20 protein-coding genes are annotated in these 23,477 nt (G+C 39.2%); 3 read left to right on the top strand and 17 right to left on the bottom strand.

Annotation, left to right across the window (positions count from 1 at the left end):
* From fmt to KI343_RS02430, 7 genes are all read right to left on the bottom strand, one after another.
* Positions 1–942, bottom strand: coding sequence for a methionyl-tRNA formyltransferase (fmt, locus tag KI343_RS02460; protein WP_212924857.1), 942 nt, complete (start codon positions 940–942; stop codon positions 1–3).
* 17 nt (positions 943–959) lie between these two features.
* The gene (gene priA / locus KI343_RS02455; RefSeq protein WP_212924856.1) at positions 960–3,368 is read right to left on the bottom strand and encodes a primosomal protein N'; all 2,409 of its coding nucleotides are present in this window, start codon (positions 3,366–3,368) and stop codon (positions 960–962) included.
* Positions 3,365–4,573 (bottom strand): bifunctional phosphopantothenoylcysteine decarboxylase/phosphopantothenate--cysteine ligase CoaBC, encoded by a 1,209-nt coding sequence (gene coaBC / locus KI343_RS02450; RefSeq protein WP_212924855.1) that lies wholly within the window; start codon positions 4,571–4,573, stop codon positions 3,365–3,367. The genes priA and coaBC overlap by 4 nt, the downstream gene beginning before the upstream one ends.
* A gap of 353 nt (positions 4,574–4,926) precedes the next feature.
* Positions 4,927–5,121 (bottom strand): DNA-directed RNA polymerase subunit omega, encoded by a 195-nt coding sequence (rpoZ, locus tag KI343_RS02445; RefSeq protein ID WP_212924854.1) that lies wholly within the window; start codon positions 5,119–5,121, stop codon positions 4,927–4,929.
* Positions 5,118–5,738 (bottom strand): guanylate kinase, encoded by a 621-nt coding sequence (gene gmk / locus KI343_RS02440; RefSeq protein ID WP_212924853.1) that lies wholly within the window; start codon positions 5,736–5,738, stop codon positions 5,118–5,120. The genes rpoZ and gmk overlap by 4 nt, the downstream gene beginning before the upstream one ends.
* Before the next feature lie 27 nt (positions 5,739–5,765).
* Entirely contained in the window at positions 5,766–6,026 is a 261-nt protein-coding gene (gene remA, locus KI343_RS02435; protein WP_212924852.1) for an extracellular matrix/biofilm regulator RemA, read from the bottom strand.
* A 230-nt stretch (positions 6,027–6,256) separates the two neighbouring features.
* The gene (locus tag KI343_RS02430; protein WP_212924851.1) at positions 6,257–8,911 is read right to left on the bottom strand and encodes a cation-translocating P-type ATPase; all 2,655 of its coding nucleotides are present in this window, start codon (positions 8,909–8,911) and stop codon (positions 6,257–6,259) included.
* 96 nt (positions 8,912–9,007) lie between these two features.
* Here KI343_RS02430 and KI343_RS02425 point away from each other — a divergent pair, with 96 nt between their 5' ends.
* Both KI343_RS02425 and KI343_RS02420 read left to right on the top strand, forming a co-directional pair.
* Complete coding sequence (locus KI343_RS02425) at positions 9,008–10,711, top strand: Rqc2 family fibronectin-binding protein (RefSeq protein ID WP_212924850.1); 1,704 nt, start codon at positions 9,008–9,010, stop codon at positions 10,709–10,711.
* A gap of 226 nt (positions 10,712–10,937) precedes the next feature.
* Positions 10,938–11,480 carry an NADPH-dependent FMN reductase gene (locus KI343_RS02420; protein WP_212924849.1) on the top strand — a complete coding sequence of 181 codons (543 nt, stop codon included), beginning with the start codon at positions 10,938–10,940 and terminating at the stop codon, positions 11,478–11,480.
* A gap of 131 nt (positions 11,481–11,611) precedes the next feature.
* Here the strand turns inward: KI343_RS02420 and KI343_RS02415 are convergent, their stop codons facing one another.
* A complete protein-coding gene (locus KI343_RS02415) occupies positions 11,612–12,031 on the bottom strand; it encodes an organic hydroperoxide resistance protein (protein ID WP_212924848.1) in 420 nt (139 codons plus the stop codon).
* Positions 12,032–12,122: 91 nt separating this feature from the next.
* Complete coding sequence (locus tag KI343_RS02410; RefSeq protein WP_212924847.1) at positions 12,123–12,989, bottom strand: LysR family transcriptional regulator; 867 nt, start codon at positions 12,987–12,989, stop codon at positions 12,123–12,125.
* Positions 12,990–13,121: 132 nt separating this feature from the next.
* Here KI343_RS02410 and KI343_RS02405 point away from each other — a divergent pair, with 132 nt between their 5' ends.
* Entirely contained in the window at positions 13,122–13,883 is a 762-nt protein-coding gene (locus KI343_RS02405; RefSeq protein WP_212924846.1) for a class I SAM-dependent methyltransferase, read from the top strand.
* Positions 13,884–13,935: 52 nt separating this feature from the next.
* On the opposite strand, the gene pyrE is transcribed toward KI343_RS02405, so the two are convergent.
* The 8 genes from pyrE to KI343_RS02365 are packed head-to-tail and all read right to left on the bottom strand — an operon-like array spanning position 13,936 to position 23,341.
* The gene (pyrE, locus tag KI343_RS02400) at positions 13,936–14,544 is read right to left on the bottom strand and encodes an orotate phosphoribosyltransferase (RefSeq protein WP_212924845.1); all 609 of its coding nucleotides are present in this window, start codon (positions 14,542–14,544) and stop codon (positions 13,936–13,938) included.
* A complete protein-coding gene (pyrF, locus tag KI343_RS02395) occupies positions 14,534–15,223 on the bottom strand; it encodes an orotidine-5'-phosphate decarboxylase (protein ID WP_212924844.1) in 690 nt (229 codons plus the stop codon). The genes pyrE and pyrF overlap by 11 nt, the downstream gene beginning before the upstream one ends.
* A complete protein-coding gene (locus KI343_RS02390; RefSeq protein ID WP_212924843.1) occupies positions 15,220–16,134 on the bottom strand; it encodes a dihydroorotate dehydrogenase in 915 nt (304 codons plus the stop codon). Before KI343_RS02390 ends, pyrF begins: the two co-directional genes overlap by 4 nt.
* Positions 16,131–16,886, bottom strand: a complete 756-nt coding sequence (locus KI343_RS02385; protein ID WP_212924842.1) for a dihydroorotate dehydrogenase electron transfer subunit — start codon at positions 16,884–16,886, stop codon at positions 16,131–16,133. Before KI343_RS02385 ends, KI343_RS02390 begins: the two co-directional genes overlap by 4 nt.
* Complete coding sequence (carB, locus tag KI343_RS02380; protein ID WP_212924841.1) at positions 16,886–20,086, bottom strand: carbamoyl-phosphate synthase large subunit; 3,201 nt, start codon at positions 20,084–20,086, stop codon at positions 16,886–16,888. Before carB ends, KI343_RS02385 begins: the two co-directional genes overlap by 1 nt.
* Positions 20,079–21,179 (bottom strand): carbamoyl phosphate synthase small subunit, encoded by a 1,101-nt coding sequence (locus tag KI343_RS02375; protein WP_212924840.1) that lies wholly within the window; start codon positions 21,177–21,179, stop codon positions 20,079–20,081. The genes carB and KI343_RS02375 overlap by 8 nt, the downstream gene beginning before the upstream one ends.
* Entirely contained in the window at positions 21,172–22,455 is a 1,284-nt protein-coding gene (locus KI343_RS02370; protein WP_212924839.1) for a dihydroorotase, read from the bottom strand. Before KI343_RS02370 ends, KI343_RS02375 begins: the two co-directional genes overlap by 8 nt.
* Positions 22,412–23,341, bottom strand: coding sequence for an aspartate carbamoyltransferase catalytic subunit (locus tag KI343_RS02365; protein ID WP_212924838.1), 930 nt, complete (start codon positions 23,339–23,341; stop codon positions 22,412–22,414). The genes KI343_RS02370 and KI343_RS02365 overlap by 44 nt, the downstream gene beginning before the upstream one ends.
* Positions 23,342–23,477: the final 136 nt, after the last annotated feature.

The raw sequence follows: 23,477 nt of genomic DNA, 5'->3' as shown, positions 1-23,477 counted from the left end.
TTATTCTCCTAGTATTACGCCTATTTGAATCCTATCCTGCGAAGCCTGAAGATAGTCTCTCACTGTCATACGTTTCTTGCCGGCAGGTTGAATTTCTTTTACTTTAATCGTAGTTTGTGCACCGCACTGAACCGTAAAAGATTCACTATCCTTTGCTATAATTTCACCTGCAGGCCTTGTTAAATCTGTTTTGGAGATTTCTTCGCCCCACCAAATTTTCATAACTTTCCCTTCATAGGTTGTAAAAGCAACTGGCCAGGGATGAAGCCCTCTAATTTGATTATAAATCTCTGCAGCAGGCTTATTCCAATCAATTTTTTCTTGTTCTCGCTTGATATTAGATGCAAACGTAGCTAATTCTTCGTTTTGTTTTTTGGGCGTTAAACGATTAGCAAACAAATCAGGCAATGTTTCAATCAACAAGTCTGATCCAGCACTCGCCAGCTTATCATGCAAGGTACCGACATGATCTTTTTCTTCTATCTCTACCTCTACTTGGGTAAGGATATCACCTGCATCTAATTTTTCCACCATATACATTATCGTTACACCTGTTTTCTTCTTCCCTTGGATAATAGAATAATGTATTGGTGCACCGCCGCGCAGCTCTGGGAGCAGAGAAGCATGGACATTGATCGCTCCAAAGGGTGCTATATCGAGTACAGCTTTCGGAAGAATTTGTCCATAAGCAGCTGTGACAATCAAGTCCGGTTTCGCATCGATCACTGCCTGATAATCATTTTTTAGCTTTTCAGGCTGAAATACCTCTATTCCATGCTTTAAAGCTTCTTCTTTTACCGGGGAAGGTGTGATGATTTTCTTTCTTCCTTTAGGTCTGTCCGGCTGTGTAACAACAAGGACAACCTCATAGTTATTTTCGACAATTTTTTGTAAAACGGGGACAGCAAAATCTGGCGTCCCCATAAAAACGATTCGTTTCAAGATATTCCCTCATTTCCTTACATCATATAATACGGCTGTGTATCAATAGACAGCTGTAAAGTTTGTTTCCGTATTTCATCAGCATATGCTGATTGAATATGCTCTAAATATGGAATTAAGTTCGGTTCATGTTTGTATTTTATCATGCACTGGTACCGATATCTATCTTTTATCCGCGCAATTGTGGAAGGAGTCGGGCCTAAGACCGTTGTACCCGGAGCTACAACATGACTAAGCTGCTTCACGATTTCTCCTGCAACTTGTACTGCTCGTGCATGATTTTCGTGTGAAACGGTGATCAGCACAAGAAACACAAACGGCGGATATTGAAATGCTTTCCTTACAGCCATTTCATGTTTGTAAAAATCAAGAAAGTTATGCTCAGCAGCATAGGTTACGCTATAATGTTCTGGGGTATAGGTCTGCACAATCACATTTCCTGCAAGTTCATGTCTTCCTGCTCTGCCGCTCACTTGCGTCAATAGTTGAAAAGTTCGTTCCGCCGAACGGAAATCAGGAAGATGCAGCATCGAATCCGCTGATAAGACCCCTACCAATGTAACGTCCTTAAAATCAAGACCTTTCGCAATCATTTGTGTCCCTAATAAGATATCGGCTTTCTTCTCGGAAAACTGCTTTAATAATTTTTCATGGGATCCTTTTCTTCTAGTGGTGTCCACATCCATGCGAATCACACGAGCTTCCGGTAAGAGCTTTGCCAGAGATTCCTCCACCCGCTGCGTACCTGTTCCAAAATAACGGATTAAATCACTCTCGCAAGACGGGCAGTGATTAGGAACAGCTTGCTCATAGGAACAATAATGACATTTAAGCCGATGATTATTTTTATGGTAAGTTAACGCAATATCACAATGCGGACATTCGGATACATGGCCGCAATCACGACACATAATAAATGTAGAATAGCCGCGGCGGTTCAGGAGCAACACGATTTGCTCTCCGCGCTCCATACAAGCTTTCATACTTTCCATAAGCGAGGTAGAAAACATAGTCCGGTTACCGGCATGCAGTTCCTTGCGCATATCTACAATTTCAACACTAGGCATCTGCTGCCTGTTTGTACGGTTATAAAGCGTTAAAAGTTTATAGACACCTTTTTTAGCTCTGGCAAAGCTTTCTAAAGAAGGCGTAGCACTGCCCATAACGACAGGACAATGATGGTTTTTCGCCCGTTCTATCGCCACATCTCTGGCATGATATCTTGGCTGGTCTTCTTGCTTATAGGTTGTTTCATGCTCTTCATCAATAATAATGATACCAATATTTGAAAATGGCGCGAAGATTGCAGAACGAGCACCCACAACCACTTGCACCTGCTTTTGCTGAATTTTTCTCCATTCATCATATTTTTCTCCGGCAGAAAGACCGCTATGCATAACAGCTACATTGGAGCCAAACCGTCCTTTAAAACGGCGGACCATTTGCGGTGTTAAAGAAATCTCCGGAACTAGGACGATAGCCTCCTGCCCCTTAGAAATCACATGCTGAATAGATTGTAAGTATATTTCTGTTTTCCCGCTGCCTGTTACACCATGCAACAGAAATACATTATCTTCTTTTTCATCGATCGAAGAAATAATTGGATCCATCGCAGCAGCTTGTTCATCAGTCAACTCAAAAGCTTCGGTTTGTTCAATAGGCTGATTTTTATAGGGGTCGCGGAAAACTTCTTGTTGAAATGTCTTAACAATCCCTTTTGATACCAATGTTTTAACGGTCTGTGCGGAAGTATCCAAAAGCTTAACTAATTTCGCTTGCTCAATCGGCTCTGGATGTTCGATTAAATATTGAATAAGCTCTTTTTGTTTCTTAGCTTGCTTCGATAAATCCTCTAAAGTTTCCAAAGCACGCATTTCAGATACATCCAATTGCACCATGGTCAGCTGTTTTTTGGTTATTCTTGACTTCACATGATAATATATCGTAATATTTCCAGCTTCTATTTGCTTTTGTAAATGGTAATAACTAATAGAAGATGCCGTAAATTCTTCAAACGGGATTGACTCTCTTCCAGCAAATAATTCCTCTAATTCCGGGCTAAGAAATTCGTCTGTCTCGCGAACTAAGTCTTTTGTATACTGTGATTTTAGTACTTGCGGCAGCATTGTCTGAAATACAGTAATATACAGGCTGATTGTTTTTTTGGCTACAAATTCACCAAGTTTTAGCAGTTCATCTGTTAAGACAGGTGTGATATCTAAAACCTCATGCAGTTCCTTTAGCTTCGTTAAGGTTGTCTCATCCTTCAGCTGGACAACAAACCCCATAATTTTACGCGGACCAAATGGAACGGTTACTCGCATGCCAGGAGTAATCATTTCACGATATTTCTCGGGAACCAAGTAATCATATGTTTGATTTGTTGAACTAGAAGGCACATCAACAATTATACTTGCTATTTTCAAATGGGATCATCCTTCATATCTCTTAAAATACAGTCAAATAACTGCATCGCTATCTGTTTTTTCGTTGCCTGTTGTAAATCAATTTGAGAGCCAAGTTTATTAATATATGTGGCTATATTCGTATCCCCTTCAAAGCCTGCTCCTGCACGGCTTACATCATTGACAACAATGGCATCTAAATTTTTCTTTTTCAATTTACCTAAACCATATTCAATTGGCGAATCGGTTTCGGCAGCAAATCCAACTAAAAATTGATTCTCTTTTCTTTCCCCAAGGCTTTTTAGAATATCTTCTGTCCGTTCTAGAGCAATTACATCGTCCCCGTCCTTTTTCTTCATCTTTGAAGTATGTACCTCTTTAGGACGATAGTCTGCTACCGCGGCAGCCTTGATAACAATATCTTTACCTGCAAATTGCTCATTCATCGCATCATACATTTCCTGTGCAGAAACAACATCTATCCGGCGAATTAATGGATGGCGAATATCAATGGATACAGGCCCTGTAACCAAAGTAACTTCTGCACCACGCTCAGCTGCTGCTTCAGCCAAAGCAAATCCCATCTTTCCCGAAGAACGGTTAGAAAAGAAGCGTACTGGATCAATCATTTCCTTTGTCGGTCCAGCAGAAATAAGAATCTTTTTACCTTGCAAATCAAGGTCTTTCTGTTGATGACGATCAATTGCAGAAATAATCTCTGCCGGTTCTTCTAGTCGACCTCTTCCGACATATCCACAAGCTAAGTAACCATCACCGGGTTCAATAAAGTGATAACCCCAATTTTCTAATTGCTTCATGTTCTGGATAACAGCTGGATGCTCATACATATGGACATTCATTGCAGGAGCAATATAAACATCTGCTTGCGTTGCCAGCATTGTGGTAGAGAGCATATCATCTGCTTGTCCATGCGCTAATTTGGAGATAATATTTGCAGTTGCTGGTGCAATAATTGCAATATCTGCCCAATCAGCCAAATCAATATGTGCTATTTTCTTTGGATTTTTTTCATCGAAGGTATCTGTATAAACAGGATTTCTCGTTAAAGCTTGAAATGTTAGCGGTGTGACAAACTCTGCTGCATTTTCTGTCATCAAAACTTTTACTTCTGCCCCAAGCTGCGTCAATTTACTTGCTAGAGCACTTGCTTTATAGACGGCAATGCCACCAGATACACCTAAAAGTATTTTTTTCTGATTGAGCATGTGAAACTTCCTCTCCTTAAATATGGTTGTCACATTTTCCTATCTTTAAGCGTAGATTACTTTTTAATGCCTAGAATTCGACTGTATAGATTTTAAAAATTTTCAACGTGTATGACTCTTTTCTCTATACATAGTTATAACATATTTTTAGCTTACTCTCCCGAATAAAGGATTGCAAAGGATGTCAAAAAGTTTGCTGAAAATATGTAACCATCAGGCATACTCATACGTCTTTCCTCGGGCTTTATATTAGAACTGTTAAATAGAAAAACCTCTGCATGGTGAAAATATTCTCGCCTGAAGAATCTTCTCACTGTGCAAAGGCCTGTTTCCATGCTTATATTTATGAATTTTTACTTTTTAATAAATAGTTTTCCAGCAGCAATTTCCTCTAATGCTTTCCCAACATATTTATGGGATTTTGGGTGATCCACTAAAACAGCATTTGTTTCACTCAGTTCTCTTGCTCTTCTTGCTGATAAGGTTACTAAGCTATATTTTGATTTAATCTTTGTTTGCAGTGAATCAATAGAAGGTTCTAACATCATGATAATTCATCCTCCAAAATTTGCTTATATTGTTTTGCTATTCGTTCTCGTTTTAAGTGCTCGCTTTTAATAATGGCTTTGACTTTATCTACCGCTGTCTCCACTTTATCATTTACGACTACATAATCATAGGCATCCATCATTTCAATTTCATTTCGTGCTTCCTTTAGACGATTCAGGACGAGTTCCGGCGCTTCTGTACCGCGATTAACGATACGATTTTTTAACTCTTCCAAACTAGGAGGGAATAGGAAGATAAATACACCTTGAGGAAAGTTTTTCTTCACCTGCATTGCTCCCTGCACCTCTATCTCAAGAAATACATCGTATCCCTTTTCAAGGGTTTCCTCTACGTATTTTCTAGGAGTCCCATAATAATTATTAACATATTGGGCATATTCTAAAAGCTGTCCCTCTTCAATTAACTTTTCAAACTCTTCACGTGATTTATAAAAATAATCGACACCATCAACTTCACCAGTTCTCTTTTCTCTGGTCGTCATGGAAATGGAATATTGAAGATCCATTTCTTCTTCAAATAATTTTTTACGGACTGTCCCCTTTCCGACCCCTGATGGACCGGATAAAATGAATAAAATGCCTTTCTCTTTGATCAAACCATTTCCTCCTAATTTCTATCTTCGTTATTCGTCTGCGATTTCATCGTTCGCAACAAGTCGTTGTCCGACTGTTTCAGGCTGTACCGCAGATAATACAACATGATCGCTATCTGTTATTATAACAGCTCTGGTACGTCGTCCGTACGTAGCGTCCACTAATTTATTATTTTCCCTGGCAACGGTAATAATTCTTTTCACTGGTGCTGATTCCGGAGACACGATAGAAATAATGCGATTTGCGGAAACAACATTACCAAAGCCGATGTTTATCAAACTTAAATTCAAATTCTTTCCCCCTAGCATTCCTTCTCTATCTATAATAGTACCATTATACTGTATCTTTAATGAATTTTATACTATAATGTTTTCCGTTACAAGTACTTAACCAAGAAATAGGAAAATAGAGTGAGATCCGTAAGCCTCCATATTAAGTATTTATCCAAACTCTAAACTTTATTTTAAATACGAATTAAAACAGCTATTCTGCATTCATAGAATAGCTGTTTTAGCATGTTTTATTTTTTGGTGAATCCAAATAAAACAGTTGGCAATGCCCCTAATCCGATGATGAGTAACCAGTCAATCATAGATAAGGTTACTGTATGGAAAATTGGCTGAAGCGGCGGGAAGTAAATAACGACTAACAATAATAGCATGGATGATAGGACAGCTAAAATAAGATAACGATTCTCAAATAAATTCCTTGCAAATATCGACTTTTCACTCCGGCAATCAAATACATGAATTAATTGCGCTACGACAAGGGTGGAAAAGGCGATTGTTTGTGCATAGACAAGATTATTTGGATCATTTTGATAAGCTACAATAAATGCAACTAATGTAACGATTCCAATTAATATTCCCCTGCTAATGATCTTGTAACCGAGCCCCCTGGAGAAAATTCCTTCACGCGGATTTCGAGGACCTCTTTTCATCACATCTCCTTCAGCTTGATCTACCCCCAGCGCCATTGCTGGAAGACCATCTGTCACTAAATTCACCCAGAGAATTTGCACAGGTACAAGCGGCAGTGGCAATCCAAGTAACATTGCAAACAGCATCACTAAGATTTCTCCAACGTTCGAAGCCAGTAAATAACGTATGAACTTACGAATATTTTCATAAATATTTCTGCCCTCTTGAATGGCGGATTTAATTGTCGCAAAGTTATCATCCATTAAAACAAGAGATGACGCTTCTTTTGTTACATCTGTACCACTCAAGCCCATAGCAATACCAATATCACTTGCTTTCATAGCCGGCGCATCGTTGACCCCATCTCCTGTCATAGCAACAATATGTCCTTTTTCTTGAAAAGCATTTACAATCCGCAATTTATGCTCCGGTGTGACACGTGCAAAAACATAAGTGTCTTCAATTATATCCACTAATTCAGCATTTGACATGCGTGTCAGCTCTTTTCCTTCTACCACTTTACCATCAGGGGGAAGGATATCTAAATGGCTAGCGATTGCTTTAGCGGTATGAGCATGGTCCCCAGTAATCATTACCGTTTTAATTCCAGCTTCTTTACATTCGCGAACAGCTGCTTTCACTTCTTTTCTCGGAGGATCCATTAGTCCATATAAACCAATGAGTGTCAAATCTTCTTCTAATAAAGCAGTATCCAATGATTCCGAAGAAGATAGGACTCGAAAACCGATTGCAATGGTACGCAATGCCTTTTCAGCCATAGAAACTACTGCTTGTTCGGTTTTTTTACTATGCTCTTTGGTTAAAACAAGCTTTCCTTCATCCGTTTGAATATAGGAGGATCTGGGAAGCAAGATATCAGGAGCGCCTTTTGTAATTAACATGCGCATTCCATTCTCATCTTCAACTACAATACTCATCCGTTTACGATTCGAATCAAATGGAATTTCTTTAATAATCCGAAAGGGCTGCTTATCATTTTCGTGAAATCCAAACTTATATGCAGCAACTAACAGCGCACCGTCTGTCGGATCTCCATCTACTACGTTCTTTCCTTTTTTAGACAAGATAGATGCATGATTACAAAGCATTCCATATAATAGCATGGATTTTAGATTCGAATGAGAATCATCTACCTTTCTTTCATTATAGAGAAAATCTCCTTGGGTCTGATACCCGTCTCCTGTGACGTATAATGTCTTTCCATTTATATATACTTCCTTTACAGTCATTTGATTTTCCGTCATCGTGCCTGTCTTGTCCGAACAGATAACCGAAGCACAACCTAAAGTCTCTACCGCGGAAAGCTTCCTGACAATCGCCTTCTTTTTTATCATTCTCTGAACACCGAGCGATAAGGCAACGGTAACAATGGCTGGCAATCCTTCTGGGATGGCAGCTACCGCTAAGGATACACCTGCTAAAAACATTTCATAGACAGGATGTCCTTGGAAAATACCGACTCCCACGACAAGAAGCGTAAGAAATAAAGCAACAACAATAAGTATTTTTCCTAACTCTGCTAATTTCATCTCTAAAGGAGTAATGGTCTTTTTCGTATTATCAAGCAATGTAGCAATTTGACCCATTACTGTTTTCATGCCTGTCCCAACCACAATTCCTTCACCTGAGCCGCGCGTGACAAGCGTTCCCATGAAAGTCATATTGACTTGGTCCTGCGCTTCTAATCCATCCATCCTTAATTCTTTTGCATGCTTAGCAACAGGAAGCGATTCTCCTGTAAGAGCTGATTCTTCAGTTTCCAGACTTACTGCCTTGATAACACGAATATCTGCAGGGATTCTATCCCCGCTTGTGAACCGGATAACATCTCCTACAACCACTTCTTTGGACGGAATCTTTATCCATTGTCCATCTCGTTTTACACTAGCTATCGGGGCGGAAAGTTCTTTCAGTTTTTCTAATGAATTTTCTGCTTTTTGCTCTTGGAAATAACCTATGATGCCATTAATTAATACAATCACCATGATAGCTATCGCATCGATATATTCCCCTAATAACCCGGCAACCAGCGTAGCAGCTAATAAAACTAATACCATAAAATCTTGGAATTGTTTTAAGAGTAAAATCCATTTCGGAATTTTTTTCTTAGCTGCTAGTACATTTTCTCCATACTGCTGACGTCTTTTCGCAACCTGCTTCTCCCCTAACCCGACATTCGAGTTCACTTGTAATGTTTCTTCCAATTTCTCTGTGTTAAGCTGATACCATTTCATTATACATTCCTCCGACATGAATTGTACGAGCACTTAATCCATTTCTATGCCCGAACTTCTAAAAAGATGCTATAATTGCCGATGAGGTGATCACATATGCCATTTGACGGTATTGTAACAAGAGCGGTTACAGAAGAATTAGCAACGAAATTAGAAAGAGGAAAAATTAATAAGATTTATCAGCCATCTGAAACAGAGATTGTAATGACGATTCGCAGTCAATCTGTAAACTACAGTTTGCTCTTTTCTGTCCATCCAACATATGCTCGTTTTCATATAACAAATGATTCTTATACCAATCCAAAGGAACCTCCCATGTTTTGTATGGTGTTAAGAAAACATCTTTCCGGAAGTGTTATTGAAAATATTGAGCAAAAGGGAATGGAACGAATTGTTACATTTACAATCCGGACTCGCAATGAAATAGGCGATATTAGTTATAAGAAATTAATTATTGAATTAATGGGTAAGCATAGTAATCTTATTTTAGTTGATCAAGAAAAAGGACATATTATTGACAGCCTGAAGCATGTTTCCTTGGCACAAAACCGTCATCGAATGATTTTGCCGGGGCAAGCCTACCAATTGCCGCCTGATCAGCATAAATATTCGATCCTAGAGATAGATAGTCATTCTCTTGTAAAAAAGCTGGATTTTAATGCTGGAAAAATGGATAATCAGCTCCTTCAGTTATTAGAAGGTTTTTCTCCTTTTGTTACCAAAAAAATGATAGCAAGCGTCAATCTTGGCTCTTTTCAGGATTACGAGAACATGCTCAACTTGGTCCAAAAACTAGTACAGGAAAATAAATATAAACCTGCTATCTATCAGGAACCAAAAGAAGAATTTCATGTTTTACCTTTTATCGATGAAGAAGCTGCTACTGTTTTTGAGGAAGTTAATACCATGCTTGATGCATTCTATTCTGGAAAAGCAGAGCGAGATCGTGTCAAACAACAAGCAAAAGACCTCTATCGTTTTATTAAAAGTGAAAAAGATAAAAACTTACGGAAATTAAAGAAACATCAGCAAACGGTCGAAAAATCTGAACGGGCAGATCATTATCAAAAAATGGGTGAATTGCTGACAGCCCACATGCACTTAGTCAAACCAAATCAAAAAGAAATCTCTGTAGTAGACTATTATGATCCCGACCAGCAAGAGATAACGATTCCACTCAACCCGAATAAGTCACCAAGTGTCAACGCGCAGAGTTATTTTAAAACCTATCAGAAGCTGAAAAATTCGCGCCGCGTTATGGAAACAGAGATAAAGCGGACCAATGAAGAAATTAGTTACTTTGACCAATTATTGCAGCAACTGGACGTAGCTAGTACAGATGATATTGAGGAAATTCGTGAGGAACTGCGGGAAGAAGGATATTTGAAAAAACAACGTTCATCTAAAAAAACAAAAAAACCGCAGAAGCCCTCACCGGAAACATATCAAGCTTCAGATGGCACAATCATATTAGTGGGGAAAAATAATAAACAGAATGAATATGCAACCATGCGCTTAGCGCATCGCGATGATATATGGCTGCATACGAAAGATATCCCTGGATCGCACGTTATCATTCGCTCTAAAAATCCGAGTGAAGAAACGTTAGAAGAAGCTGCTGTTTTAGCGGCCTACTTTAGTAAATCTCAACAGTCTTCTTCGGTTCCCGTAGACTATACGTTAATCCGCCATGTTAAAAAACCAAATGGTTCAAAACCAGGATATGTAACTTATGATAATCAAAAAACATTGTTTGTTACACCTGCAAAAGAAATTGTAGATCAATTAAGAGTAAAATAAAAAAAGCTGGTGTATCCTTTTCTAGAATCGATACACCAGCTTTTTCTATCTGTTCCTCTTCTTATAATTTGACTCTAAGAATGATGCGTACAGAATCAATTCAAGGAGTAGCTGCTTTTTTGATTCCATCCAAAGCCAATCGCAAAATTAGAGTCCCCCCTCCTAAAATGTTAAACTTATGCTATAATCCATAAATTACAAATAAGCTTGAAAAGAGGTTAAAATAATGAAACTTGTCGGAATCTCAGGTGCTCTTTCAGGTGATAAGACATCTATCGCTGTTAATCAGGTTTTAGTCCATGCACGACGTATCGATTCAAGCATAAAAACGGAATTAATCGACTTAAGAGATTATGAAATTGACTTTTTTTACGGTGCTCCGTTAGCAGATTATAGTGAAGATACTTGGAATGTTGTTCAGAAAATTTTATCCGCTGATTTCCTCGTTTTGGGAACACCTATCTATCAAGCATCAATTTCAGGAGCTCTAAAAAATCTACTGGATCACTTACCAGAATATGCATTCAAACATAAAGTCACAGGCATGGTTGCAACTGGATGGTCAAACAAACATTTTCTTGTCATGGAATATCATTTAAGGTCTATCCTATCTTATTTTAAAGGATTGGTTCCAGCTGAAAATGTCTTTGTTCATAACCGTGCCTTTAACATAGATAGTGATGAAATTATTGATGATCGTGTTTTAGAGAGGATGCAAACTCTGGCAAAGGAAATGGTATATTTGCAGTGTGGGATGAAGAATTGGTAATTTAAGCAAAGAGGGGGAGCAAAAATCCCCTTAAAGTGCTTGTTCTGTGTTTTATAAGCTGGAAGTACTTTTTCTTTGGCATAAAAAAGTTCCAGCCCGTTAAGGTTGGAACTTTTATTATGCATAAATAGTTAAACCGCCGTCGGTTTTAATTCTACATCAATGTTCCCTCTTGTCGCTTTGGAATATGGGCAGAATTGATGCGCTGCTTCTGCCAGTTCCTCTGCTTCATCTTGGCTGACTCCCTCCATTTTGATATGCAAGGTTGCGCCAATTTTAAAACCATCATCTGAAGTATCTTTCATAAAATGAATCTCCGCAGTAGTTTCAGATTTAATGTTTTTACCTTGTTTGGATGCCATTAAATTAAGCGCTCCATCGTAGCATGCTGCATAACCAGCAGCAAAGAGTTGTTCCGGATTAGAGCCTTTTTTTTCTGATTTACCTGCTGGATCTACTAGGTCTACATCGATAATTCCATCATCTGATTTCACATGACCGTCTCTGCCATTTTCTGCTGTTGCTTTTGAACTGAAAATAATGTTGCTCATCGAATCACTGCTCCTTTATCATTTAATCTAATGGTACTATTTCCTTTATTCATTATCCTTAAACATTTTTTCTAAAGAAGCTTTCTATTTTTTACTCCGTTATAAAATCATAGTTTTCCAGTAAACGGAGAAAATGATCGACTTGAGGAAGCTGACGGATTCCTTCCTGAAAGCAGACCCATGTATCACGGGTTAATGCCTTATTTTCAACAAATAAAGGAATATATGGATAATGCTCTTTCAAATGATTCGAGACACTGCCCGGCAATACAGCCATGCCAATTCCTTGCTTCATAAATTGTTTGCAAGTTTCAATTTGATCTACTGTCATCTTTTTTTGCGGTTTAATATAATTTTGCTGTTCAAATAACCAGCTGTCGACAAGCTCATGCATACTATCATCACTTTTGAAAGAGATAAGCGGTCTTTCTTTTATAGAATGATCTGGAAAAGGCTCCGTATCAAATATATAAAGCGGATCATCAAACAAATGCAAAGAAGCTGTCTCTTTTAATTTTTCGCCACGAATAATACATACATGATATTGCTTATGATTTTGCCTGATATTTTCACTGATTCCTGTTACTAAGTCAATGGTTACTTTCGGATAGGCTGCTGTGTACTCCCCGAGGATATCTGGCAAATAACGTTGGCTGATTAAGGATGAGCAAGCAATGGATAACGTTCCTTGTATTTCTTCTCCTGTCTCGGCTAAACGATTTTTAAATTGGCGTTCCTTCTCCACAGTTTCTTTTGCATGCTGAATAATCCGTTCTCCAGCAGGTGTTGGCAATAATCGCTTGGAGGTTCGTATAAATATAATTTCACCAAAATAACTTTCCATATATTTCAAACGTTGGGTAACAGCTGGCTGTGAAATAAGAATCGCTTTTGCTGTCCCCCGTATTGTTCCAATTTCATAGAGTTTTAAAAGGATTTCATAATCATCCATCCGCATAAAATAGCCCCCAATAACTAATTCTTATCTTTTTCGATTAAAATATTGTATTTTACTTATTTCATTATACCATATAGTATATAATTAATCGTATTTTCTTAACTTTACAAAAGCAAGAAAGGAAGTGTTTCCATGGATAAAAAGATATTGAACAAAGAATTATTTACAAAAAGAAAAGATGCTTATGTTCACAGTAGTACACACAGCAATCCAGCTGCTTTGCAAAAAATCCTAGATTGGTTAAAACCATCTGATCAACAAATTATCTTAGATGTTGCAACAGGCGGAGGGCAAGTTGCAAAAACATTAGCTCCACTCGCCAAGCAGGTCATTGCAACGGATTTAACGCCATCTATGTTATCGAACGTAAGAAATAGCATAGATGAAACCGATAATATCCTATTTGTTGTTGCTGATGCCGAAGAACTCCCTTTTCTTGATGAATCCATTGATATTGTAACTTGCCGCATCGCTGCCCATCACTTTCCTCATCCTGAAAAATTTATTCAAGAAGCGTATCGTGTTTTAAAAACCGGTGGAAAATGCTTATTTATCGATAACATCGTTTCCGAAAATCCAGACGAAGATCAATTTTTAAATAAACTGGAAGCCATGCGTGATCCAAGTCACGTACGCTCCAAAAGCCTTTCCGAATGGAAAACACTCTTTTTGAAACATCGGTTTACCTTTCTACAGGATGATATACGAGTAAAAGAACTTCCTTTCCAAGACTGGCTTACTCGTACAGTAGATACGGAGGAAGTCCGCCAGCAAGTGATTGATTTCATACAAACAGCAGATAGCAAACTGAAGAAGTATATCCATTTAAAGAAAAAAGATAATGAGATTCAATCCTTTTCCATTGATGAGTGGATGAGTATGTGGGAGAAATAAGAAAAGGATGAACACGCTTTTAAGTGTTCATCCTTTTTAGGCAATTTTATACTTATAACTCGCTTCTCCACGCTAGCACAGTCGCTTTTTCTTTTTCTGTGAGCTTATTTTCTTCTAACAGCAACTCTAATAATTGATCGAAACCAGTAATAGATTGATAGGAGAATCCAGCTTCCTCAAATGCTTCTTGTGCTCTTGGAAGTCCATAAGTGAAAATGGAATATACTGCCGTAATTTCAGCACCTTCTTGCTTTAGCGCCTCAGCCGCTTGAATGGATGATCCGCCAGTGGAAATCAAATCTTCAATAACAAGAACCTTTTTCCCTTTAACAGACGCACCTTCAATCTGATTACCTTTGCCATGCCCCTTTGGTTTAGATCGAACATACACCATTGGTAATTCAAGTTCTTCTGCTAACCAGGCTGCATGTGGAATACCAGCAGTAGCACAGCCGGCGATCACTTCTGGCTTTGTGTTACTATTTTTCACCATTTCCGCAAATGCTTTAACGATTTTTTTACGAACGGCAGGATAACTCATCGTTAAACGATTGTCACAATAAATAGGCGATTTTAAACCAGATGTCCATGTGAAATAGTTATCTACATTTAATTGTACTGCTTCGATTGCTAGTAATTCTTTCGTTATATTATTCTCCATGCTGCCACTCCTTCAACACTTGTTCATATGCTTTTCTTGGATTCGCTGCTTTTGTAATACTTCTGCCGACAACAAGAAAATCACTGCCCAGTTCTTTTGCTTTTTTAGGTGTTGCGATACGTTTCTGGTCGTCCTGAGAAGAATCTGCCAAACGGATTCCTGGTGTAATGGATAGGAACTTCTCCCCGCAATGCTTTTTAATCATTGGTACCTCATGTACCGAACTAACCACTCCATCTGCTCCAGCTTCTTGCGCTAATGTCGCAAAACGGATGACGTTCTCTTCTACATTTCCCGGTAAGCCAAGCTCTTGCTCTAAAATAGCACTATCCATCGAAGTTAATATCGTAACTGTCATCAGCTTTGTAGATGAACCCGCCAGGCCTTGCTTTGCTTGGTAAATCATTTCTTTTCCGCCAATAGCATGTGTTGTTACTAAGTCTACGTCCAGGGAAGCAATATTTTTCATTGCCTGATGAACGGTATTTGGAATATCGTGAAGCTTTAAGTCTAAAAAGATGGAATGATTATGAGCTTGCAGCTTTTCAACAATTGCTGGACCTTCCCGATAAAAGAGCTCCATTCCTACTTTTACAGGAACGCCTGCCAGATCATTTTCTTGCAAAAAGCGCTCTGTTTCCGTCCACGTTGGGAAATCTAGTGCGACATAGACGCTCATACGTTTACACTCCTTCTGTCAATAACGTCTTGAACAGATGTATATTGATATTTTGTTAATGTTTCTGGAAGTGCATCAATAATGTCTACACATGCAAAAGGATTTTGGAAATTTGCGGTACCAACTGCAACTGCATCCGCACCAGCCTGCAAAAATTCTAATACATCCTCTGCAGTGGAAATACCTCCCATGCCAATAATTGGAATCGATACATGCTGGCGTACCTCGTAAATCATTCGGATAGCAATCGGTTTAATCGCCGCACCGGATAATCCGCCTGTCTGATTGGCGATTAGCGGCTTTCCAGTCGGCAAGTGAAGCCTCATGCCGGTCAGTGTATTAATCATCGATAGTCCGTCCGCACCTGCTTCTTCAACCGCTTTTGCCATTTCTACGATACTCGTTACAATCGGTGATAATTTTACGTAAACAGGGAGCTGACTTGCTTCCTTTACTGCTGCTGTTACCTTCTTTGCCATTTCAGGATCTGTTCCAAACTGGATTCCGCCTTCTTTTACATTGGGACAAGATATATTTAGCTCTAATGCGTGAACCTCGTTTGTCCTGTTAAAAGCCTTTGCTACAAAAATATATTCCTCTAAAGAGCTTCCTGCGACATTCGCAATAATAGACATATCATATTCGGCGAGTCTAGGAACTTCCGTGCCAATAATCCGATCGACACCAGGGTTTTGCAGACCAATGGCATTTAACATTCCAGAAGAAGTTTCCGCAACACGCGGAGTAGGGTTCCCAAAACGCTCAAATTGTGTAGCTGCCTTCATAATAACAGCACCTAAACGACTTAAATCATAGTAGTCGCTATATTCTTTGCCAAATCCAAAGCAGCCTGATGCAGGCATAATTGGATTTTTTAATGTTAGTCCAGGTAATTTTACCTCTAGGTTCATAAAACAACCTCCTGTGCAGAAAACACCGGTCCATCACTGCATATTTTCTTATAATTGTTATCGACTGTCGGCAACACACAAGCCATGCAGGCACCAACACCACAGCCCATTCTTTCTTCTAGTGAGACTTTACCTGGGATGTCTTTTAATTCTTTGGTTATCGCACGCAGCATCGGCAGAGGGCCACAACTGAAGTATTGATCAAATGCTCCAACTTCAGAAAATACATGTGTTACAAACCCTTGATGGCCGTATGAACCATCGTTTGTTACGACGTATGTTTTTGCTATTTTTTGGAATTCTGCTTCATAAAAGACATAGTCCTTTGATTGAAATCCCAAAACAGCAATAAGCTCCACGTTCTTTTCTGCTAATTGTTTTGCAAGGTGGTAGATCGGAGGAACACCAATTCCTCCACCTACTAATAGGACACGTTCACCTTCTTTTACATCGTCTACAGAGAAGCCATTTCCATTCGGGCCGAGGGCATCTATCGTCATTCCCGGTTGATAAGCTGCTAAAGCGCTTGTTCCACCTCCAACTATTTTGAACAAGATGGTAACGGATCCTTCTTGCTTGTCAACTTTGGCAATCGAGATAGGCCTTCTTAATGTAAATCCTGGGACAAGCAAATGTAAGAATTGTCCTGGCACTGTTTCTTTACTGATCTCTGGCTGATACAATTTCATTTCAATTGTTTCTTTAGCAATGTTTTCAACGGATAGTACTTTCATTTCATATCTTTTCTTCATTACTGTGTCACCTTTTGCTGGCTAATCGGTTTTGCTGTAAAGGTCGTAGAGTCGATGACATTGATAATTGCATTCACTGTGTCTAAATTTGTTAAGCAGGCAATTCCATGCTCTACTGCTTGACGGCGGATTAAGAAACCGTCTGATCTTGGTTTCTGTCCAGAATTAAGTGTGTTGACAACAAATTGTACTTTTCCTTCCTCGATGATAGAAAGAACATTCGGCTCATCCAAGCCAACTTTCCCTACCTCAACAACTGGAATGTCTCCTTCTTCACGGATATAGGCTGCTGTACCTTGTGTTGCATAAAGAACAAATCCGAGTTGGTGGAATCGTTCTGCTACTTCCAGCATTTCTGCCTTATCTTTATCAGCAACCGTTAATAACACACCGCCTTCTTGCGGGACTTTTAACCCAGAAGCGATAAGCCCTTTATACAATGCTTTTTCTAATGTTTTATCATAGCCGATTGCTTCGCCGGTAGATTTCATTTCTGGTCCAAGAATGGTATCGACACTGCGTAATTTTTCAAAAGAGAATACTGGAATTTTCACAGAAACCAGATCCTGTTCTGGTAAAATACCTGTTTCATAACCCATATTCGCTAACTTTTCACCTAAAATACATTTGGTTGCAATGTTTGCCATCGTTACGCCAGTAATTTTACTTAAGAAAGGAATCGTTCTGCTGGCTCTTGGATTCACTTCAAGCACATAAACATCTTCCCCGCGGATAATGAACTGGATATTGATTAAACCTTTTACTTTAAGTGCTTTGGAAATCTTCACTGCTGCATCTAAACACTTTTCCTTCACCGCTTCACTTAAACGCTGTGGCGGATATACAGCCATGGAATCTCCAGAGTGGACACCGGCACGTTCGATATGCTCCATTATTCCAGGAACAATGGTTGTTTCTCCATCACTTATCGCATCTACTTCTGCTTCCATCCCTGTTAGATACTTATCAATCAAAATGGGATGTGCGGAATCAATGTTATCTGACTTCGCTAAATAGTTTTCCAGCTCTTTTTCGCTATAAACAATTTCCATACGGCTTCCGCCAATAACATAAGAAGGGCGTACCAGTACGGGGTAACCAATTTCATTTGCAGTTTCAATGGCTTGATCTAATTTTGGCACTGCTTTCCCCTCTGGTCGAAGTAAATGAAGTTCATCTAATAAGACTTCAAATTTATCACGGTCTTCCGCACGGTCAATTGCTTCCAGTCCTGTACCTAATATTTTCACACCACGGCGCTCCAGGCCTTCTGCAAGGTTAATTGCTGTTTGCCCGCCAAACTGCACAATGACGCCTTCTGGTTTTTCCAGTTCAATCACATGCATCACATCTTCTAATGTGAGCGGCTCAAAGTAAAGCTTATCGGAAATCGTGAAATCTGTAGATACGGTTTCCGGGTTATTATTCATAATAATTGCTTCATAGCCAAGTTCTTTAATCGCAAAGACAGAATGTACGGTTGCGTAGTCAAATTCAATCCCTTGTCCGATTCGGATTGGACCTGAACCAAGTACTAAAATTTTCTTTCGGTCAGTGACAACCGACTCATTTTCTGTTTCATAAGTACTGTAGAAATACGGTGTTTCGGATTCAAATTCTGCTGCACACGTATCTACCATTTTATAAACTGGGAAGACATTTTCTTTTTGTCTTAATGCATATACTTCATCAATTGAAACGTTCCAAAGCCTTGCGATTTGTACATCGGCAATTCCTAATTCTTTCGCTTCTTTTAGTACAGCAATATCATTTTTATTTTCAATTAATGTTTTCTCTGTTTCGATAATTTTATTTAAGCTGTTTAAGAAAAAGCGGTCAATTTTTGTTATATCAAAAATTTGATCCACAGAATAACCACGGCGAAGCGCTTCGGCTAAAAGGAAAATACGCTCATCATCTGCACGCTTCAAGCGTTTATTCAACGTCTCTTCATCTAATTTTTCTGCTTTGGCAAGGTAAAGTTCTTCCGTGCCCATTTCCAAGGAACGAATACCTTTTAATAGGGACTCTTCTAAGTTACGACCAATCGCCATAACTTCCCCCGTTGCCTTCATTTGCGTACCTAAACGACGGTCACCAGTTGTGAATTTATCGAATGGGAAGCGCGGAAATTTGGTGACAACATAATCCAACGCTGGTTCAAACATGGAATACGTTTTACCGGTAATTGGATTAATGATTTCATCCAATGTATAACCAACTGCAATTTTTGCTGCAATTTTTGCAATTGGATATCCTGTTGCTTTCGAAGCCAGGGCAGATGAACGGCTAACACGCGGATTTACTTCAATCACATAATATTGGAAGCTATATGGATCGAGTGCCAGCTGGACATTACAGCCGCCTTCAATTTCTAAGGAACGAATAATTTTCAAGGAAGCATTACGCAACAGATGATATTCTCGATCACTTAACGTTTGTGATGGCGCAACAACAATCGAATCTCCAGTATGTATTCCCACTGGGTCAATATTTTCCATATTACAAACAACAATTGCCTGATCCTTGTGGTCACGCATTACTTCATATTCAATTTCTTTAAAACCAGCAATATTGCGTTCAATCAAGCACTGATTTACTGGAGAAAGGACAAGTCCGTTATGTGTAATTTCTCTTAGCTCTTGTTCGTTGTAGCACATTCCCCCGCCAGTACCACCAAGCGTGTAGGCTGGACGAACAATGAGCGGGTAGCCAATTAAATTAGCAAAATCTACAGCTTCATCCACTGTATGAACAATTTCACTTTCTGGCACTGGTTCATTTAATTCATGCATCAAGGTACGGAATAATTCTCTATCTTCTGCTTTTTGAATCGATTCTGGCGCTGTACCAAGTAATTGAACATCATGGTCCTCTAAAACCCCTTTACGAACCAGTTCCATTGCAAGGTTTAGACCAGTTTGTCCGCCAAGCGTCGGCAAGATAGCATCTGGATGCTCTTTACGAATAATTTTGGTTAAGAATTCCTCTGTTAAAGGTTCCATATATACTTTATCAGCAACTGTATTATCAGTCATAATCGTTGCCGGATTAGAGTTAGCTAAGATGACATAGTATCCTTCTTCTCTTAGCGCTTGACAAGCTTGTGTACCAGAATAATCGAATTCTGCTGCTTGCCCGATTACAATCGGACCGGATCCAATTACGAGGATTTTTTGAATATCTGTACGTTTAGGCATTTATATGAACCTCCTGTTTTTTCTCTTGTTGATCCATTAATTTTAAAAATTCATCAAATAAATAATTTGTATCTTCTGGTCCCGGAGAAGCTTCTGGATGATACTGCACCGAGAATGCTGGATGCGTAATGTGTTTTACTCCCTCTACTGTTTCATCGTTAATAGCGATCTGGGTTAATTCTAATCCTGTATTTTCGAGTGAATCTGGATTAACCGCATAGCTATGATTTTGGGAAGTAAGATAGGTTTTATCGTTTTTTAAATCTTTCACCGGATGGTTTGCACCTCGATGTCCAAACTTCATTTTTTCTGTATTTGCCCCACAAGCTAAGGACAGAAGCTGGTGCCCAAGGCAAATTCCAAAAATCGGCACTTTTCCTAAAATCCCTTTAATCATTTCGATTGCTTCCGGTACATCTTTGGGATCTCCAGGTCCGTTTGTCAGCATAACGCCATCTGGACGAAGACGCAGAATTTCTGCTGCACTATAGTCATATGGCACGACTGTAATCTGACAATCTCGTTTTGTTAATTCTCGAAGTATACCGTGTTTTGCACCAAAATCTACAAGTACAACGCGACGTCCTCTACCAGGAACCACGTACGGTTTACTTGTGGAGGTTTGCTTTACTTGGTCTCTTGAAAATTCGGTATTCTTCAATTCTTTAATTACTTTCTCAGTATCTTCCTCTGCTGAAACGATAGCAGCTTTCATCGTTCCATGCTTGCGAATAATACGGGTTAATTTTCTAGTATCAATTCCAGAAATACCAGGAATATTATTTGCTTTTAAGAAGCTGTCAATCGTCTCTTCATTACGAAAATTAGAGGGTTGCTCGCTATATTGTTTCACAATTAAACCATGAATAAATGGTGTCACCGTTTCATAATCATCTCGGTTTATCCCGTAATTCCCGATTAGGGGATAGGTCATTGTTACAAATTGACCACAATAGCTTGGGTCTGTGATCACTTCTTGATATCCGGTCATACTCGTATTAAAAACAATCTCTCCTCTAGAAACTGTCTCACTGCCAAAACCGTGTCCTTCAAAAACTGTTCCATCTTCCAGTATTAAATTACGTTTACGCATGGTTATCCTCCTCAAATACAACTTTACCTGCTACGATTGTCATTACAGGAAATCCTGTTACTTCCCAGCCATGGAAAGGCGTGTTCTTCCCTTTGGAAGCAAATTGGTAACGATCAATTTTTGCCGTTTTTTCTAAATCAACAATCGTTATATCAGCTGGGGCTCCTTCTTCCAATGTTCCATAAGGAAGTCCGAAAACCGCTGCTGGTTTTTTTGTCATTCTATCCACCAGTTCTTGTAAGCTTAATACATTTTTCTGTACGAGATGTGTATACAATAATGGAAATGCTGTCTCTAAACCAACGATACCGAATGGGGCCTCTATGAATCCATTTGCTTTTTCTTCCTCTGCATGCGGTGCATGGTCTGTTGCAATAAAATCAATGGTCCCGTCTAAAAGTCCTTCGATAAGCGCTTCTTGATCATCTATTCCTCTTAGCGGCGGATTCATTTTGAAATTTGCGTCATTTTCAACGATATCCGTTTCATTTAATAACAGGTGATGGGGAGAAACCTCCGCAGTTACTTTGATTCCCGCTTTTTTCGCATCTCGGATGACACGAACCGATTCCTTTGTGCTGACATGACAAACATGATAATGACAATCAGCAGCTTCAGCTAATAATACATCTCTGGCAATTTGTACAGACTCACTTAGAGATGGAATTCCAGGAAGGTTTAATCTCTTGCTTACTTCTCCATCATGCGTAACCCCGCCATAAACAAGCGAGTTATCTTCACAATGTGCCACAATCGCTGCGCCACACGCTGCTGCTTCCTTCATTGCTTGAAGCATTTGATTCGCTGTTTGAATTCCTACTCCGTCATCTGTAAAAGCAAATGCACCTTGTTCGAATAGCTCTTTAATATTTGTACGTTCTTCTCCTTTTAAGCCTTTCGTGATAGAAGCATATGGGAGGACACGGACTACTGCATCTTCTTTCACTTTGTGAAACAGCTGCGCTAATGTTTCGGAATTATCTGGGACGGGATTTGTATTCGGCATCGAACAAACTGTTGTATAACCGCCTCTCGCTGCAGACTGGGTGCCTGTTGCAATGGTTTCTTTATATTCCCCGCCTGGTTCCCGTAAATGAATATGCACATCGATAAAACCTGGTGAAACAAGATTGTTTTTAGCATCAATTGTTTTATCAGCCTGCTCTGCTACTCGAGAAGCTATTTTTATAATTTTTCCGTCTTCTATGAGAATCTCACAGTTTACAAATTCATTAGATGACGTTAAGCGTTTTGCGTTTGTTAATTTCGTTTTCATGAATAATCCCCCATTCTTTTAATACATGTAATAAAATGGCCATTCTTACATAAACACCATTCTCCATTTGTTTAAAAATACGTGATTGGTTACTTTCTACTAATCTGGTATCTATCTCTACCCCTCTATTAATCGGGGCGGGGTGCATAATAATCGCATGCTTTTGCATTTTTGCTGCTCTCTCCATTGTCAGGCCATAGAGAGTAAGATAATCAGACGTCTCCGCCTTATGAATATGTCGTTCATGCTGGATCCGAAGCAACATCACCACATCCACTTTCTCTACTGCCTCATCCATGGTAATATACGGATAATGCAGCGTGTTATCTTCAAAGCCAGGCGCTGCACTCAGGTAAACTTCAGCTCCTAATTTTTCTAGAGCCAGCGCATTCGACCTAGCAACACGGCTATGTTTAATGTCACCAGCAATGACAACTTTTCTGCCTTCTACGCTGCCAAACTCTTGATACATGGTCAGTAAATCTAACATACACTGGGTAGGATGCTCTTCTTTTCCGGATCCAGCATTAATCACAGGAATTTTCAGATTACCTTCTTTCTCTATCTCATCTATCCAATGATCGGAGGGATGCCGAACAACTAGAACATTCGCTCCAATTGCTTCAAAGGTTTTCGCCGTATCATATAACGATTCTCCCTTTCTCAGACTGGACGCTTCTGTGTGCAAGTCCAGCATCTCTAATCCTAGTTTTTTCTGCGCAACTTCAAAACTCATTTTTGTTCTTGTACTTGGTTCAAAGAATAAATTCGCTGCGAATAATTGTTGGTTAATTGTAATCGGTGATTTTCTTATCGATTCTGCTTCTTTAAGAATTTGATTCATCGTTTCTTTCGATAATTGGTTCATCGAAATAAAATGTTCCACGATTCATCTCTCCCTCTTTGATGTGATGATATCCATAAAGTGAAACTTCCTTCAGTGGGGGGCTTTCTTTCATCCCCCACTGAAGGTTAGTTGAACGAATCGGGCCGTTACTGGCTGTTAGATCTCCCACTTAGAA

Origin of the sequence: Oceanobacillus sp. J11TS1 (assembly GCF_018333215.1) — a bacterium.
In the GTDB taxonomy this organism is placed as follows: Bacteria; Bacillota; Bacilli; order Bacillales; family Amphibacillaceae; genus Oceanobacillus.
The sequence above is the reverse complement of the archived record's forward strand: the minus strand, read 5'-3'. Positions and strand labels throughout refer to the sequence as shown.